General features: G+C 67.4%; 13 protein-coding genes. 7 read left to right on the plus strand and 6 right to left on the minus strand.

From position 1 onward, the window contains the following. Positions 1 to 24: 24 nt before the first annotated feature. The 6 genes from ACT009_RS06840 to rpiA all read right to left on the minus strand — a co-directional run bounded on the left by ACT009_RS06840 (position 25) and on the right by rpiA (position 6576). Positions 25 to 771 carry an HAD-IIB family hydrolase gene (locus ACT009_RS06840; RefSeq protein WP_445193585.1) on the minus strand — a complete coding sequence of 249 codons (747 nt, stop codon included), beginning with the start codon at positions 769 to 771 and terminating at the stop codon, positions 25 to 27. Further along, the gene (locus ACT009_RS06845) at positions 768 to 1580 is read right to left on the minus strand and encodes a Cof-type HAD-IIB family hydrolase (RefSeq protein ID WP_445193586.1); all 813 of its coding nucleotides are present in this window, start codon (positions 1578 to 1580) and stop codon (positions 768 to 770) included. The genes ACT009_RS06840 and ACT009_RS06845 overlap by 4 nt, the downstream gene beginning before the upstream one ends. Continuing rightward, a complete protein-coding gene (gene gnd, locus ACT009_RS06850; protein WP_445193587.1) occupies positions 1577 to 2560 on the minus strand; it encodes a phosphogluconate dehydrogenase (NAD(+)-dependent, decarboxylating) in 984 nt (327 codons plus the stop codon). Before gnd ends, ACT009_RS06845 begins: the two co-directional genes overlap by 4 nt. 48 nt (positions 2561 to 2608) lie before the next feature. Next, complete coding sequence (tal, locus tag ACT009_RS06855) at positions 2609 to 3733, minus strand: transaldolase (protein ID WP_445193588.1); 1125 nt, start codon at positions 3731 to 3733, stop codon at positions 2609 to 2611. Further along, a complete protein-coding gene (gene tkt, locus ACT009_RS06860; RefSeq protein WP_445193589.1) occupies positions 3733 to 5832 on the minus strand; it encodes a transketolase in 2100 nt (699 codons plus the stop codon). Before tkt ends, tal begins: the two co-directional genes overlap by 1 nt. Positions 5833 to 5901: 69 nt before the next feature. Then, on the minus strand, positions 5902 to 6576 hold the full coding sequence (gene rpiA, locus ACT009_RS06865) for a ribose-5-phosphate isomerase RpiA (RefSeq protein WP_445193590.1): 675 nt from the start codon (positions 6574 to 6576) through the stop codon (positions 5902 to 5904). Positions 6577 to 7023: 447 nt separating this feature from the next. Here rpiA and ACT009_RS06870 point away from each other — a divergent pair, with 447 nt between their 5' ends. The 7 genes from ACT009_RS06870 to ACT009_RS06900 are packed head-to-tail and all read left to right on the plus strand — an operon-like array spanning position 7024 to position 15943. Continuing rightward, positions 7024 to 8229, plus strand: a complete 1206-nt coding sequence (locus ACT009_RS06870) for an efflux RND transporter periplasmic adaptor subunit (RefSeq protein WP_445194037.1) — start codon at positions 7024 to 7026, stop codon at positions 8227 to 8229. Positions 8230 to 8236: 7 nt separating this feature from the next. Continuing rightward, the gene (locus ACT009_RS06875; protein WP_445193591.1) at positions 8237 to 11488 is read left to right on the plus strand and encodes a multidrug efflux RND transporter permease subunit; all 3252 of its coding nucleotides are present in this window, start codon (positions 8237 to 8239) and stop codon (positions 11486 to 11488) included. Further along, entirely contained in the window at positions 11485 to 13068 is a 1584-nt protein-coding gene (locus ACT009_RS06880; protein WP_445193592.1) for an efflux transporter outer membrane subunit, read from the plus strand. The genes ACT009_RS06875 and ACT009_RS06880 overlap by 4 nt, the downstream gene beginning before the upstream one ends. 52 nt (positions 13069 to 13120) lie before the next feature. Beyond that, positions 13121 to 13486, plus strand: coding sequence for a poly(R)-hydroxyalkanoic acid synthase subunit PhaE (locus ACT009_RS06885; RefSeq protein ID WP_445193593.1), 366 nt, complete (start codon positions 13121 to 13123; stop codon positions 13484 to 13486). Then, on the plus strand, positions 13486 to 14553 hold the full coding sequence (locus ACT009_RS06890; RefSeq protein ID WP_445193594.1) for an alpha/beta fold hydrolase: 1068 nt from the start codon (positions 13486 to 13488) through the stop codon (positions 14551 to 14553). The genes ACT009_RS06885 and ACT009_RS06890 overlap by 1 nt, the downstream gene beginning before the upstream one ends. Continuing rightward, on the plus strand, positions 14550 to 15080 hold the full coding sequence (locus ACT009_RS06895) for a GNAT family N-acetyltransferase (RefSeq protein WP_445193595.1): 531 nt from the start codon (positions 14550 to 14552) through the stop codon (positions 15078 to 15080). The genes ACT009_RS06890 and ACT009_RS06895 overlap by 4 nt, the downstream gene beginning before the upstream one ends. Positions 15081 to 15136: 56 nt before the next feature. Next, the gene (locus ACT009_RS06900) at positions 15137 to 15943 is read left to right on the plus strand and encodes an esterase/lipase family protein (RefSeq protein WP_445193596.1); all 807 of its coding nucleotides are present in this window, start codon (positions 15137 to 15139) and stop codon (positions 15941 to 15943) included. Positions 15944 to 15984 lie beyond the last annotated feature (41 nt).

A 15984-nucleotide genomic window follows, 5' to 3' on the forward strand; every position in this document is an offset into this window, starting at 1 on the left:
AGCCAGAAAAGGACCCTCAGCCCCTCACTTCTGGCATGCCACGATCGCCGCGATCACCGACAGCGTCTCTTCCGGATCGCGCACGCGCACCGTGTCCAGCCCGAGCTGCTTGGCCGGATAGTCGTTGCCGCCCGGGAAGATCGCGTCGCCGATGAACATCATCGCGTCCAGCGCGATGCCGCTTTCGTCGCGCAGCTTCTTGAGGCCGTACGCCTTGTCGACGCCTTCGCGGGTGATGTCGATCGACGTCGCCCCGCCCATGTTGATCGACAGGCCCGGCAGCCGCTTCTGCAGGTCCGCCTGGATTACCTTGCGCTTGGCGAAATCCGGGTCCCAATGTTCCTTGGCATCGAGCGGCGCCTGCTGGCCGAGCGCGGAGAAGGTGATCTGGCTGCCACGGTCCTCGATCCGGTCGCCCCAGGTCTGCTCGGGGGTGAAGCCGGTCGCCGCCAGCGCCTCGTCGAACGCGGCGAGGATCTTGGCCTTCAGCGCATCGTCGAACAGTTCGGCATAGACCGTCGCCCATTTGCCGTCCTGATAGCGGAACAGCTTGGTGCCGGTGGTCGGCATCAGCCACAGCTTGGACCGGTCGGCGCGCTCGGGCAGCCGGCTCGCAACCTGCTTGTCGAACTGCGGCCAGTCCCCGCCCGAGATTACCGCGACATTCACCACCGCGAGCAGATCCGCCAGCGCCTCGCCCATCGGCTCCTTCAGCGCCTGCTTGCTTTCGGCAAGCGTTCCGTCGAGGTCGAAGGCTACGAGTTCTTTCATGCGGCAACTCCGGTGGGGTTGAGGATCAGCGTGTCGATTGCCTCCGCGACGCCGTCGGCATCGTTGCCGGCGACGACATGGTGCGCGGCGGCTTTCACGCCGTCGGGCGCGTTGCCCATCGCGATCGCGACGCCAGCACGCTTCAGCATCGGCAGGTCGTTGGCTTGGTCCCCGATCGCGGCGATCACGTCCATCGGCACGTCGAACGCCTTTGCGAGCGCGGCGATGCCGTCGCCCTTGTTGGCGGCGAGCGCGGTGACGTCGAGATAATAAGTCTGGCTCTGCGCGATCGTGGCGCCGTCGTCGAGATGCTCGACCTTGCCATGCAGCGCGCGCAGCAGCGCCTCGTCGTCGCTGACGAAGGTGATCTTGTCGGCGTGATCGATCAGCGCAGCGAAGTCGGTGGTGACGATTGGCGCCTGGTTCGACGCGACGCGCTCATGCTCGACATGAGTCCCCTGGTCGCTGGTCGCGTACCAGCGGTCGTCGGCGAAGACCCAGATGTCGACCGCCTGGCCCTTCGCCGCCTCCAGCACCGCGGTCGCGACCTCGGACGGGATGGTGACGTGCGATTCGATCCGGCCGTCGCGGTGGAATACGATGCCGCCATTGAATGCGGCGATCGGCACGTCGAGCGCGAGCGCGTCGGCGATCGGCTTCAGCCCCGACATCGGCCGCGCGCTGATGATCGTGAAGCCGATCCCCGCCGCATCCAGCCGCCGCACTGCCGCGATCGTTCCCTCAGTCAGCACCTTCTGCTTGTCGACCAGCGTCCCGTCGACGTCGGACACCACCAACCGTACGGTCATTGCGGGATCTCGACATGGCCGCCGAAGCCGAACCGCATCGCCGACAGCAACTTGTCGCCGAACGTATGTTCGACCCGGCTGCGATAGCGCGCGAACAGCGCCGCGGTCAGCACGTTGGCGGGCACCTTCTCCTCCATCGCGGCGTCGATCGTCCACTGGCCCTCGCCCGAATCGGCGACACTGCCGCTGAACTGTTCGAGGTTCTGGTCGCGCGCGAGGCCGGCGGCGGTGAGATCGAGCAGCCACGACGAGATCACGCTGCCGCGCCGCCACACCTCGGCGATGTCGGTGAGGTTGAGGTCGAACCGCTCCTCCACCGCCAGCTTCTCCGAAGACTTGCCCTTCAGGATGTCGAAGCCCTCGGCATAGGCCTGCATCAGCCCGTACTCGATGCCGTTATGGACCATCTTCACGAAGTGCCCCGCGCCGGCCGGACCGGCATGGATATAGCCCTTCTCGGCGCGCGGATCCTCGTTCGAATCGACCCGGTCGGGGGTGCGTGCGATGCTGCCGAGCCCCGGTGCAAGCGTGTCGAAGATCGGATCGAGCAGATCGACTGTTTCCTTGTCGCCGCCGATCATCATGCAATAACCGCGCTCGAGCCCCCAGACCCCGCCGGAGGTCCCGACGTCGACATAGTGCAGGCCCTTGTCCGCCAGGTCCTTCGCGCGACGGATGTCGTCCTTGTAGAAGCTGTTGCCCCCGTCGATGACGATGTCGCCCGCGGCGGCCTTCTCGGCGATCGCGGCGATCGTGTCCTCGGTCGGCGCACCCGCGGGCAGCATCACCCACCAGATGGCGGGCTTGTCGAGCAGCGCATGCATCGCGTCGAGCGAATCGGCGCCCTCGGCACCGTCCTTCACCAGCGCGGCGACCGCGTCGGCGCTGCGGTCGAACGCGACCACCGTATGGCCGTTTCGCATCAGCCGGCGGGCGATGTTGCCGCCCATCCGGCCGAGGCCGATCATTCCGATCTTCATCGCGGGTTCCTTATAAGACCTCTCCCCTCCGGGGCGAGGAAGTGATTGTTATGCGGTCGCCGGTTGCTTCGCGGCGATCGATCCGAGCAGGTCGTCGAACGCCTTCACGAACGATGCGACGCCTTCCTGCACCAGCGTGCCGGTGACCCCATCGAGATCGAGCCCGAGCCGATCCGCCTCGGCGAGCACGTGGCGCGCCTCGTCGATCTGTTCGGTCAGCGTCACCGCCGCGGTGCCGTGGTCGCGGAATGCGTCCATCGTCTTGGGCGGCATCGTGTTGACGGTGTCGGCACCGATCAGCGTGTCGATGTAGAGCGTGTCGGGATAGGCGGGATCCTTCACCCCGGTCGACGCCCACAGCAGCCGCTGCGGCTGCGCGCCCTTGGCGGCCAGCGCCTGCCAGCGGTCCGTCTTCAGGAACTCGAGATACCATTGATACGCGATCTTGGCGTTGGCGATCGCGACCTTGCCGCGCACCGCCTTCAGCGCGTCGGCCTCCGCATCGCCCTCGCCCACACGGCGATCGATCTCCTTGTCGATCATCGTGTCGATGCGGCTGACGAAGAAGCTCGCGACGCTCGCGATCCGGTCGATCGGCTGGCCCTGCCTCACTCGCTCTTCCAGCCCCATCGCATAGGCCTCTGCAACGCGGATATAGGCGTCGACCGCGAACAGCAGTGTGACGTTGACGTTGATCCCCGCCGCGATCGTCGCCGCGATCGCGGGCGCGCCCGCCTGGGTGCCGGGGATCTTGATCATCAGGTTCGGGCGATCCACCGCCGCCCACAGCTTGGCGGCCTCCGCGATCGTCGCATCGGTATCGTCGGAGATGTAGGGCGACACTTCCAGGCTGACATAGCCATCCTTGGCGTCGAGCCGATCGTAGACCGGTTGCAGCGTCTCCGCCGCCGCCTTGATGTCCTGGATCGCGAGATGTTCGTAGCGGTCGATCGTCGCGGCACCCGGCGTCTTCGCGTCGAAGGTGGCGAGCGTCTCGTCATAGGCGTCGCCATGACCCATCGCCTTCTCGAAGATCGACGGGTTCGAGGTGACCCCGGTCAGCCCGTCCTCGTCGACCAGCTTCTTGAGCCCGCCCGCCTCGAGGAACTTGCGGTCGACGAAGTCGAGCCACACCGCCTGGCCGAGTCCGCCCAGATCCTTCAGCTTGCTCATCACTTGGCCTCCATCGTCTCGCGGGCCACCTTCACGACATTGTCGACGGTGAACCCGAATTTGTCCTGCAGCTTCGCGATCGGCGCCGACGCGCCGAAGGTCGACATGGTCACGGTCTTGCCGGCGAGCCCGACATAGCGATCCCAGCCGATCTCGCCCGCCATCTCCACCGCGACCCGGGCGGTCACCGCACGCGGCAACACGCTTTCCTTGTACGCCGCGTCCTGCATCTCGAACCGGTGCCAGCTCGGCAGCGACACCACCCGGCTGCGGACACCCTCCGCGGCGAGCCGCTCATGCGCGTCGACGACCAGCGACAGCTCGCTGCCCGTTGCGATCAGGATGACGTCGGGCGCCCCGCCGTCGGCCACGTCGGCAAGCACGTAGCCGCCCTTCACGACGCCCTCGGCGCTCGCGTATTTCTCGCGGTCGAGCGTCGGCAGCGCCTGGCGCGACAGCACCAGCACCGCGGGCCGGCTCGCATCGGTCAGCACCGCCTTGTACGCGGCGGCGACCTCGTTGGCGTCACCCGGGCGGATCGTGTCGAGCCCGGGGATCGCGCGCAGCGTCGCCAGATGCTCGATCGGCTGATGCGTCGGGCCATCCTCGCCAACCCCGATCGAATCATGCGTGAACACCCAGATCGCGCCGATCTCCATGATCGACGACAACCGTATCGGCGCGCGCATATAGTCCGCGAACACCAGGAAGGTGGAGCCGTAGCCACGCAGGTGCGACAGCGACATGCCGTTCACCACCGCGCCCATGCCGTGCTCGCGCACCCCGAAATGGAAATTCTGCCCAGCGTAGTTATTCGCCTCGAACGACGGCGCGCCCTTGATGTCGGTCTTGGTCGACGGCGCGAGATCCGCGGAGCCGCCGATAAGCCACGGCACTCGGCCGGCGATCGCGTTGAGCACCTTGCCCCCCGAATCGCGGCTGGCGACACCCTTCGCATCCGCCGGGAACACCGGCACGTCGGCATCCCAACCGTCGGGCAGCTTGTCCTTCAGCATCAGGTCGAGCTCGCCCGCGAGTTCCGGGTATTCACCGCGATACCGCTCCATCATCGCGACCCATTCGTCGCGCAGCTTGCCGCCGCGGCCGCCGATCGCCTCGCGGAAATGATCGAGCACGCCATCCGGGATGTAGAAGGACTTGTCCTCGGGCCAGCCATAGGCGCGCTTGGTCGCGCGGATATTGTCCTCGCCCAGCGGCTCGCCATGCGCCTTCTCGCTGCCCGCCTTGGGGCTGCCATAGCCGATCACCGAATGGACGACGATGAAGGTCGGCCGGTCCTCGGTCGCCTTGAACGCGGCGAACGCGTTCGCCAGCGCCTCGACGTCGTTGGCGTCGTCGATATGGATGACGTTCCAGCCATAGGCCTGGAAGCGCAGCCCGACGTCCTCGTCGAACGCCAGATCGGTCGCGCCCTCGATCGAGATGTGGTTGCTGTCGTAAATCCAGCACAGGTTGGACAGCTTGAGATGCCCGGCGAGGCTCGCCGCCTCGGCCGACACGCCCTCCATCATGTCGCCGTCGCCGCACAGCGCGTAGACGTCGTGATCGAACAGCGGGAAGCCGTCCTTGTTGTAGCGCGCCGCGAGCCAGCGCTCGGCGATCGCCATGCCGACCGAATTGCCGCAACCCTGGCCGAGCGGACCGGTCGTGGTCTCGACGCCGGTGGTGTGGCGGTACTCGGGGTGGCCGGGCGTGCGCGACGACAACTGCCGGAACTGCTCGATATCCTCGATGCTGATCGCCTCGTTGCCGGTCTTGTTGCCCTCGGCGTCGATCTCCTCGATCCCGGCAAGGTGGATCAGCGAATAGAGCAACATAGACGCGTGGCCGACCGACAGCACGAAGCGGTCGCGATTGGGCCAGTCGGCATGCGCGGGATCGTAGCGCAGGAACCGCGTCCACAGCGTATAGCCGACCGGAGCGAGCGCCATCGGCGTACCGGGGTGCCCCGAATTCGCCTTCTGCACCGCGTCCATCGACAGCGTGCGGATCGTATCGATCGCCAGACGCTCGGGCGAACCGTCCTCGTGCAGGTGCGGATCCGCCGAAGCGGCGGGGACGGTTTGTGTCTCTGACATGAAAAGCCTCGTTCTAGACGATGACCGAACGCCGCGCGCACGATCCGGTTGCCAAGTTTCGCGTGCCCCTTACCCCGAAGGTGCGCTGCGTTCCAGTCGCGTAACGACGCCTCGGCACGCGATATAGGCCGCATCGACCTCGTCGAGGAACAGGCCATGCCCGAGCACGCCGGGGATCGTGTCGAGCCGCCGCGCGATCGCGGCGGGATCGTCGAGGTCGTAGCGCACGTCCGCGATCCAGTTGCCGTTGTCGGTACGATACGGTTGGCCGCCGCTGAGACGGAGCACCGGCTCGCCGCCCAGCGCCTTCAGGATCGACGCGCACGCGAACGGCAGGATTTCGACCGGCACGGGTACGCCGCCCAGTCGCACGACCTGCTTGGAGCCATCCGCGATCACGATCATCCGCCGCGACGCGGCCGCCACGGTCTTCTCGCGCAGCATCGCGCCGCCCGCGCCTTTGATCGCACGGCACCGGTCGTCGATCTCATCGGCACCGTCGATCGTCAGGTCTACCCGCTCGACGCGCGCGAAATCGAGCATCTCGATGCCGAGCGCCTTCGCCTGCCGCTCGCTCGCGTCGGATGTCGCGACCGCACGGATCGAGAGTCCGTCGCGCACCAGCCGCCCCACCGCGTCGATCGCGAAGCGCGCGGTCGATCCGGTGCCGAGCCCGATCAGCATGCCCGCCCCGATCTCCCCCACCGCCGCGTCCGCCGCGGCCCGCTTGTCGTCATCCTGCATGCCGAACCGCTAGGCTCGATCCCCGGTGAGCGAAAGGTCGCGGTTGCGCGACGCTCGCAAAAGTCGTCGCCCTTCCCACTACATTCGTCACCCCGGACTCGTTCCGGGGTCCACCGTGCCGCACGATCAGCGGGTTTTGCCCTTGCGGAACGGTGGATCCCGGAACCAGTCCGGGATGACGGGAGGGGTGAGGCAGCGTTAGCGCAATTGCGTCAACGCAATGTCCGACACAGCTTCGACAGCACCTGTTACACTTTCATACAATTGCGCTCTTGATGCTCGTGGCGCCGCCGCGCAAATGGCAGGCATCGGCAACCATGCAACTTGGCGGCCTTTCACGCATTTGGCACCCGACCGGTCGTTCGCCCGGTCATGGCGAACGGATCGTACGCATTGACGACAATCGGGAAGAACGGGCGGCATGTCGGTGCCGGAACCACGCTGGCGATGCTTGCGCTCGCCCCGGCGCTCGCGCTGTCGGCGTGCGGCAAGGGCGACGGCGCCGAACAGACGGGCGGCGGCCGTAGCGCCCCCGGCCAGGGCACGCCCGAGGTCGGCTTCGTCACGCTGACCCCGACCAGCGTCGCGATCACCACGGAACTCGCCGGCCGCACCAACGCCTTTGAAAGCTCGGACGTCCGCCCGCAGGTGTCGGGCATCATCCGCCGCCGCCTGTTCACCGAAGGCACGCTCGTCCGCGCCGGGCAGACTCTCTACGAGATCGACCCGCGGCTGTACCGCGCCGCCGCCAACGAAGCGCGTGCGAACCTGCAAAGCGCGCAAGCCAACGCCGAAGCCACTGGCATCCTCGCCGATCGCTACAAGCCGCTCGCCGCGGCGGAGGCGATCAGCAAGCAGGAATATACCAACGCGATCGCATCCTCGCGCCAGGCCACCGCATCGGTCGCGCAAACCCGCGCCGCGCTGGAGACCGCGCGGATCAACCTGAAGTTCACCACCGTGCCCGCGCCGATCACCGGGCGGATCGGGCGCTCGCTGTTCACCGTCGGCGCGCTGGTGTCCGCGAGCCAGGCCGATCCGCTCGCGCAGATCCAGCGGCTCGACCCGATGTTCGTCGACATTCAGCAATCCTCCGCCGACCTGCTGTCGCTGCGCCGCTCGCTCGCCACCAACGGCGTCGTGCCGACCAAGGCGGTGGTGCGGCTGAAGCTGGAAGACGGCAGCGACTATGGCCAGACCGGCAGCGTCGAATTCGCCGAAACCGTGGTCGACACCAGCACCGGCACGGTGACGCTGCGCGCACGCTTCCCCAACCCGCAAGGGCTGCTGCTGCCCGGCATGTTCGTCCGCGCCACCTTCGCGCAAGCGATCAACAACCGCGCCTTCCTCGTCCCGCAACAGGCGGTGGCACGAGATCCCAAGGGCAATGCGACGGTGATGGTCGTCGGCCCCGGCAACAAGGTCCAGCAGAAGAAGATCAAGGCGGACCGCACCCAGGGTGCATTCTGGGTCGTGACCGAAGGGCTCGACCAGCAGGATCGCGTGATCACCCAGGGGCTCGCCAAGCTGCTGCCCGGACAGGGCGTCAAACCGGTGCCGGCGAACAGCCCGCAGCGCATCCAGGCGCCTCAGGGGCAGGATAAGGACCAGGGCAAATCGGGGCAAAGCGGCGCCCAGGCCAAGGGCGGCTGACGCCCTCATGCTCTCCCGCATCTTCATCGATCGCCCCATCTTCGCATGGGTGCTCGCGATCATCGTCATGCTCGGCGGCGTCGGCGCGATCATGGGCCTGCCGATCGCGCAATATCCCGACGTTGCGCCGCCGCAGGTCTCGGTTCGCGCCTCCTATCCCGGCGCCAACGCGCAGACGATCCAGAACAGCGTCACCCAAGTTGTCGAACAATCGCTGACCGGCATCGACGGGCTGCTCTATTTCCAGTCCTCGTCAAGCTCGCGCGGCCAGGTCACGATCACCGCGACCTTCGACAAGGGCGTCGATCCCGACATTGCGCAGGTCCAGGTCCAGAACCAGGTCCAGCAATCGATCGCGCGCCTGCCGCAACAGGTCCAGCAGCAGGGCCTCGTCGTCCGCAAGTCGAACCCCGATTTCCTGTTGATCGTCGGCGTCTATGATTCCACCGACAAGCTGACCAACCAGGACGTCTCGGACTATCTCGTCTCCAACCTTCAGGATCCGCTCGGCCGGATCGAGGGTGTCGGCGACACCAACGTGTTCGGGTCGCAATATGCGATGCGGATCTGGCTCGATCCCGCGAAACTCGCACGGGTCCAGCTGATGCCGAGCGACATCGTCACCGCAATCCAGGCGCAGAATGCCGAAGTCGCGGCGGGCGAGATCGGTGGCCAGCCGTCGTCGCAGGAACAGATGCTCAATGCGACGGTGACCGCACAAAGCCGGCTGCAGACTCCCGCCCAATTCGCCGACATCATCGTCAAGACCCAGAACAACGGCGCCACCGTCAAGCTGCGCGACGTCGCTCGGGTCGAACTCGGCGCCGAAAGCTATGCCGCGACCAGCCGCGTCAACCGCCATCCGGGCGCGGGCATCGCGGTGCTGCTGTCGCCCGGCGCCGACGCGTTGAAGACGGCCGAACTGGTCAAGTCGTTCGTCGATCAGCAGGCGAAGTCGTTCCCTGCCGGGCTGCAATACGCTTACGCCAACGATTCGACCGACTTCATCAAATTGTCGATCGACGACGTGGTGAAGACCCTGATCGAGGCGATCATCCTCGTTGTCATCGTCATGTTCGTGTTCCTGCAAAGCTGGCGCGCGACGCTGATCCCGACGATCGCGGTGCCGGTGGTGCTGCTCGGCACCTTCGGCGTGTTCTACCTGGCCGGGTTCTCGATCAACACGATGACGCTGTTCGGGCTGGTGCTCGCGATCGGTCTGCTCGTCGACGACGCGATCGTCGTCGTCGAGAATGTCGAGCGATTGATGGAGGAGGATCCGGAGCTCTCGCCGCGCGACGCGACGATCCGCTCGATGGACGAGATCAGCGTCGCGCTGGTCGCGATCGCGCTGGTACTGTCCGCGGTGTTCCTGCCGATGGCGTTCTTCGGCGGATCGACCGGCGTGATCTACCGCCAGTTCTCGATCACGATCGTGTCGGCGATGATCCTGTCGGTGCTGGTCGCGCTGATCCTTTCGCCCGCGCTCACCACGACGCTGCTGAAGCGCAAGAAGGACCAGGGCGACGGCGGCTGGTTCAAGCGTCGTTTCCCGGGCGTGGCGGGCTTCTTCACGCGCGCATCGAACAAGTTCAACACCACCTTCGATCGCGGCATCGAACGCTATGCGAACGGCGTGAAGACCGTGATCAGCCGCAAATGGCTGTTCCTGCTGATCTATGCCGGCACCGTTGCGCTGCTTGCCGTCCTGTTCCTGCGGCTGCCGACCGGCTTCCTGCCGACCGAGGACCAGGGCACCGCGCTCGTCCAGTTCCAGCTGCCCGCCGGCGCCACCCAGGCGCGGACCACCGCGGTACAGCGCGAAGTCGAGGATTATTTCTACAAGAGCGAAGCCGCCAACACGAAGACGATGTTCACCGTCGCCGGCGGCGGTGGTGGCGGCACCAGCGGCCAGAACACCGGTCAGGGCTTCATCGCTTTGGCGCCCTGGGACGACCGCAAGGGCAAGGAAAACAACGCCGACGCGATCGTCGCGCGCGCCGCTGCCGCCTTTCGCGGCGAACGCGATGCACAGGTCTTCGCGCTGGTCCCGCCCGCGATCCGCGGCCTTGGCCAATCGAACGGCTTCACCATGCAGCTCCAGAACAGCAGCGGCATGAGCCAGACCGATTTCGCCGCCGCCCGCGAGAAGCTGCTGGCCGCGGCGCGTGCGGATCCCTCGCTGGCCTCGATCCGCCTGACCGAATTGCCCGACGTCGCGACCCTGCAGGTCAATGTCGACCAGCAGAAGCTCAGCGCGCTCGGGCTCAACCAGACGACCGTGAACAGCACCCTGTCGACCGCGTGGGGTGGCCAGTACGTCAACGACTTCGTCGACCGCGGCCGCGTCAAGCGCGTCTACGTCCAGGGCGACGCGCCCTACCGGTCGTCGCCGTCGGACCTGTCGCAATGGTTTGTCCGCGGCTCGACCGGCGCGATGGCGCCGTTCTCCGCCTTCGCCCAGACCAGCTGGTCGCAGGCGCCGACGACGCTGTCGCGCTTCAACGGCATTCCATCCTACGAATTCAGCGGTTCGGGCGCGCCGGGCACCAGCTCGGGCGAGGCGATGGAGAAGATCGCGGCGCTCGCCGCCAAGATCCCCGGCACCACGGTCGCGTGGTCCGGCCTGTCGTTCCAGGAGCGGCTGTCGTCCGGGCAGGCGCCGATCCTCTACGGGCTGTCGCTGCTCGTCGTGTTCCTGTGCCTCGCCGCGCTCTATGAAAGCTGGTCGATTCCGGTCGCGGTGCTGCTCGTCATCCCGCTCGGGCTGGTCGGCGCGGTGTTGTTCGTGACGCTGCGCGGGTTGATCAACGACGTCTATCTGCAGATTGGGCTGCTGACGACGATGGGCCTCGCCGCCAAGAACGCGATCCTGATGATCGAATTTGCCGAACAGGCCGAACGATCGGGCGCTCGCGTGATCGACGCCGCGCTGGAAGCCGCACGGATCCGGCTCCGTCCGATCCTGATGACCTCGTTCGCGTTCATCTTCGGCGTGCTGCCCTTGGCGATCTCGACCGGCGCCGGCGCGAATAGCCGCATCGCGATCGGCACCGCGGTAATCGGCGGCATGCTGACCGCAACGCTGCTGGCGATCTTCTACATTCCATTCTTCTTCGTGCTGGTTCGCCGCGGCGTCCGCGACGGCATCGCCAAGATCCGTGGCCGGCCGACCGGCCACCAGGGCGACGGCAAGGGCGAGGATCAGCCGCCCGCGCCGCCGATGCCCCCTGCCCAGCCCGTGCCGGAGCCAGCATGATGCCCCGCGCCCTACCCCTGCTTGCCGCGTCGATGCTTGCGGGCTGTTCGCTCGCGCCCAAATATGTGCGCCCCGAGCTGCCGGTGCCCGCCTCGTGGTTGGTGGGCGACGCCTATCTGCGCCAGTCCGAGGCGGTGCTGCCCGCGATCACCTATCGCGACGTGTTCCGCGACCCGCGGCTGCAGGCGATCGTCGAACAGGCACTCGCCAATAACCGCGATCTCCGCATCGCCGCGGCGAACATCGCCGCGGCGCGGGCGCAGTACCGGATCCAGCGTGCTGACCTCCTCCCGCAGGTGGACGGCAACGTCCGCTACAGCCGGTCGGGCGGCGGCGACGGCGCCACGACGACGACGGGCACCACCGTCGGCGGCGGCACGGGAACGGGCACCGGCACGGGGGGCACGGGCACCGGCGGGACCAGTACGGGAACCGGCACCGGCGGAACCGGGACCGGCACCGGCGGCACCGTCATCTCGTCGGGCGGGCGTGGCAGCTCCTATTCGGTCAACCTCGGCATCACTGCGTTCGAACTCGATCTGTTCGGCCGCATCCGCTCGCTGACCGGCGCCGCACTCGATCGCTATTTCGGCACCGAGGCCGCGGCGCGCGCGACCCGCCTGACCCTGGTCGGCGACATCGCCGATGCCTGGCTGACCTATGCCGCGGACGCCAGCCTGCTCAAGATCGCGCAGGACACTGCCACCAGTGCCGAGCAGAGCGTCAAGCTCACCCGCCAGCGCCTCGAAGGCGGCATCGCGCCGCGCACCGATCTCCGTCAGGCCGAACAGGTGCTGGAAACCGCGAACGCCGACCTGGCTTTGCAGCGCACCGCAATCGCGCAGGACGCCAACGCGCTTCAGCTGCTGGTCGGCGCGCCGGTCGATCCGGCGCTGCTGGCCACCTCGATCGACACCGCGCAGGCGAGCGTCGCCGCGCTGCCGGCCGGGCTCGACAGTCGCGTGCTGCTGCGCCGTCCCGACGTGGTTCAGGCAGAATACGACCTGCGCGCCGCCAATGCCGAGATTGGTGCCGCGCGCGCGGCGCTGTTCCCTCGCATTTCGCTGACCGGGCTGGTCGGCTTCGCGAGCAGCGCGCTCACCTCGCTGTTCAGCGGCGGCGCGTTCAACTATTCGGTCACCCCGCAAGTCAGCGTCCCGATCTTCCAGGGCGGCGCAGGCATCGGCGGAGTCGAATATTCCAAGGCGCAGCGCGACGCCGCGCTGGCGACCTACGAACGCGCGATTCAGATCGCGTTCCGCGAGACTGCCGACGCCCTTGCCCGCCAGGGCACCTTTGCGGACCAGCTCCGCGCCAACACCGCGTTCCGCGCCGCGGCGCTCGACACCCTCAATCTGACGACGCTCCGCTATCGCGGCGGGATCGATACCTTCCTGACCAGCCTCGACGCCCAACGCGCCTATTACACCGCGCAGCGCAACCTGGTGCAGACCCAGCTGATCGGCGCGAGCAACGCGGTGACGCTGTACCGGGTACTCGGTGCGGATTCGCTGCTGGAGGCGACCGCGGACGGCCCGCAGCCGGTGACCGCGACCGGGGCGCCGCGGCCGGAGCGCTGATGCGGGACACCGGCGCCGCCCGCCGCGCTTGACGCCACCCCTTCCCGCGCCGATGCTGCGCAGCATGACGATACCCGATCCGGCCGCGTTCTTTCGCGAGATGCTGGGCGAATGGGAGAAGATGGCCAACAGCGTTGGCGGGCAGGTGCTGAAGTCGGACCAGTGGTCGCAGACGATGCACGGCGCGAACGCCGCGACCATGAATGCCCAGGCGGCCATGAAGCAGATGATGGAGCGCGGGCTCGCTGCCGCAAACATGCCGAGCCGTGGCGAGATCGAGGATCTGTCCGCACGGATCGGCCGGATCGAAGCATCCCTGCTCCGGATCGAGGCGCTGCTGACCGACGGCGCGGCGCCCGCCGTCCCCGATAAGCCGAAGCCCACCCGCGGCCGCAAACCCCCGGCACCCTCCGCCTGATGGCGACCGCGCCCGATCTTCTCACCGCCGCGAGGAGCGAATTCGATCGCGCGATGCGGCGCAACCTGAAGGGGCTATCCTACTTCACCACCAACGGCCCGAGTCTCGGCGCGAGCGTGAAGGACGTACTGATCGAGCGCGGGACGATGCGGCTCTACCATTATCGCCCACGGGTGGAGGACGTGTACCGCGTGCCGATCCTGCTGGTAATGGCGACGACCAACCGCGGCTACATCTTCGACATGGTGCCTGGGCAGAGCCTCGTCGAATATCTGCTGGAGGCGGGATTCGACGTCTTCATGCTCGACTGGGAAGCGCCGCGCGCCGACGAGAAGCGCCTCGGGATGGACGACTATATCCTCGATTTTTTGCCCGCTGCGCTGGCGCGGGTCGCGCGCGAGACCGGAGAGCGCGATGTCAGCCTGATCGGCTATTGCTTCGGCGGCGTCCTGTCGCTTCTCTGGGCGGCGCTGCACCCGGATCACGGGCTCGCCAACCTCGTCACCTTCACCACCCCGGTCGATTTCTCCAAAATGGACATGTTCCAGGCCTGGGCCGATCCGCGCTTCTTCGACGTCGACCGGCTCGTCGACACGTTCGGCAATTGCCCCGGCGATTACCTCTACACCGCGTTCGACATGCTGCGCCCGGGCAGCCGCGCCGCGGGGCAGGTCCGGCTGGTCGACAACCTCCATGACGACGAATTCGTGAAGTCGTTCCGGATGTTCGATCGCTGGGCGGCCGACATACTGCCGCTCGCGGGCGAGTATTTCCGCCAGACCACCCGCCAGCTGCTGTGGGAGAACCGCCTGCTCGCCGGCACCATGGAGGTCGGCGGCCGCGCGATCGATCTCGCGCGGATCACCGCGCCGTTCCTCCACGTCGCCGCGCAGCACGATCATATCGTCCCCACCGCGGCCTCCGCGCCGCTGCTCGGGATGATCGGGTCGACCGACAAGGAGGAGGTGATGCTGAAGGGCGGCCATGTCAGCCTGGTCGCCGGGGGCAATGCGATCCGCCGACTGTGGCCGCGGCTCGTGGAATGGCTGGCGACGAGGTCGACATGAGCCACACCATCCGCCGCTTCCAGCCCGCCGATCGCGACGCGATGCTCGCCTTCACCGCCACGCTTGCCGAACACGACCTGCTGTTCCTCGGCCGCGACCTGCGCCACCCCCGCGTCGTCGCGGCGTGGCAGGATGCGATCGCGGAGGGCTGGATCGACAGCCTCGTCGCAGAGGACGATGGCACGATCGTCGGTACCGCCGCGCTGGTCCGCGATCCGCTCGGCTGGAGCGCGCATGTCGGCGAGGTGCGGCTGCTGGTGTCGGGCGACCGGCGCGGCGCGGGGCTCGGCCGCGACCTGCTCGAGGCGATCTTCGCGATCGCCGCCGACCGCAAGCTCGACAAGCTGACGGCGCAGATGACCACCGATCAGAACGGCTCGATTGCCTTGTTCGAAAGCCTCGGCTTCCGCGCGGAGGCGATGCTGAAGGATCAGGTCCGCGGACGCGACGGCGTGTCGCACGACCTCGCGATCCTCGCGCTCGACGCTGCCCGCGCCGCGGTGAGGAGCGAAGCCTTTGGCCTATAATGAACTTTCCCCGCCACTTGCGCATTCATGCTGCACTGCAAAGAAGGACTGCCCGAATGGCGACCGCCGCCCCCAAGACCGCTGACCGCTACGACACCGTACGTGCCCCCTCCGCGCTGCTAGCGCTCACCGAGCTGCCACGAGCGCTGGCGGAGCTTGGGTCGCTACCGTTCGCCGCGCCGATGCTCGCCGCGGCACCCCGTGGCGACGGGCATCCGGTGCTGGTCCTGCCCGGCTTTATAGCCAGCGATACCTCGACCGGCGTGCTGCGCCGCTACCTCAAGCGCCTCGGTTATGACGCGCATGCCTGGGAACTCGGCCGCAACCTTGGCCCCAAGGCGATTGGGCACGAGGGCGAGAAGCTCATCGCGCGCCTCCATGCGATCCACGATCTGACCGGGCAGAAGGTCAGCGTGATCGGGTGGAGCCTCGGCGGCATCATGGCACGCCTCGTTGCCCGCCGTGCCCCCGACGCGGTCCGCCAGGTGATCACGCTCGGCTCGCCCTTCGCAGGCAGCCCGCGCGCCACTAACGTGTGGCGTGCATACGAGTATCTGACCGGCCAGAAGATCGACGACGATCACACCAAAAACCAGCTGTCCGAAGTCGCGGTCCCGCCCCCGGTGCCCTCGACGGCGATCTACACCCGCGAGGACGGCGTCGTCGCGTGGCAGAATTGCATGGAGCCCTCGGGCCCCGAGACCGACAATATCGAGGTCCACGGCAGCCATTGCGGCCTCGGCGTCAACCCCGCGGTGCTGTATGCGGTTGCCGACCGGCTGTCGCAGGCACAGGACGATTGGCACCCGTTCCAGCGGACCGGTCTGAAGGGCTTGGTCTATCCGTCTGCCGGGCACGCCTGAGCGGGAGTCCGCGCCTTCCCTCGATACCTGTATCGTCATCC

Source organism: Sphingomonas sp. Tas61C01 (assembly GCF_052567495.1).

What these genes read in the sequence shown, in the direction of transcription:
- tkt (WP_445193589.1), bottom strand. Translation starts at nt 5,832, where the DNA reads ATGTCAGAGACACAAACCGTCCCCGCCGCTTCGGCGGATCCGCACCTG.
- rpiA (WP_445193590.1), bottom strand. Translation starts at nt 6,576, where the DNA reads ATGCAGGATGACGACAAGCGGGCCGCGGCGGACGCGGCGGTGGGGGAG.
- ACT009_RS06895 (WP_445193595.1), top strand. Translation starts at nt 14,550, where the DNA reads ATGAGCCACACCATCCGCCGCTTCCAGCCCGCCGATCGCGACGCGATG.
- tal (WP_445193588.1), bottom strand. Translation starts at nt 3,733, where the DNA reads ATGAGCAAGCTGAAGGATCTGGGCGGACTCGGCCAGGCGGTGTGGCTC.
- ACT009_RS06900 (WP_445193596.1), top strand. Translation starts at nt 15,137, where the DNA reads ATGGCGACCGCCGCCCCCAAGACCGCTGACCGCTACGACACCGTACGT.
- gnd (WP_445193587.1), bottom strand. Translation starts at nt 2,560, where the DNA reads ATGAAGATCGGAATGATCGGCCTCGGCCGGATGGGCGGCAACATCGCC.
- ACT009_RS06890 (WP_445193594.1), top strand. Translation starts at nt 13,486, where the DNA reads ATGGCGACCGCGCCCGATCTTCTCACCGCCGCGAGGAGCGAATTCGAT.
- ACT009_RS06875 (WP_445193591.1), top strand. Translation starts at nt 8,237, where the DNA reads ATGCTCTCCCGCATCTTCATCGATCGCCCCATCTTCGCATGGGTGCTC.
- ACT009_RS06885 (WP_445193593.1), top strand. Translation starts at nt 13,121, where the DNA reads ATGCTGCGCAGCATGACGATACCCGATCCGGCCGCGTTCTTTCGCGAG.
- ACT009_RS06845 (WP_445193586.1), bottom strand. Translation starts at nt 1,580, where the DNA reads ATGACCGTACGGTTGGTGGTGTCCGACGTCGACGGGACGCTGGTCGAC.
- ACT009_RS06870 (WP_445194037.1), top strand. Translation starts at nt 7,024, where the DNA reads ATGCTTGCGCTCGCCCCGGCGCTCGCGCTGTCGGCGTGCGGCAAGGGC.
- ACT009_RS06840 (WP_445193585.1), bottom strand. Translation starts at nt 771, where the DNA reads ATGAAAGAACTCGTAGCCTTCGACCTCGACGGAACGCTTGCCGAAAGC.
- ACT009_RS06880 (WP_445193592.1), top strand. Translation starts at nt 11,485, where the DNA reads ATGATGCCCCGCGCCCTACCCCTGCTTGCCGCGTCGATGCTTGCGGGC.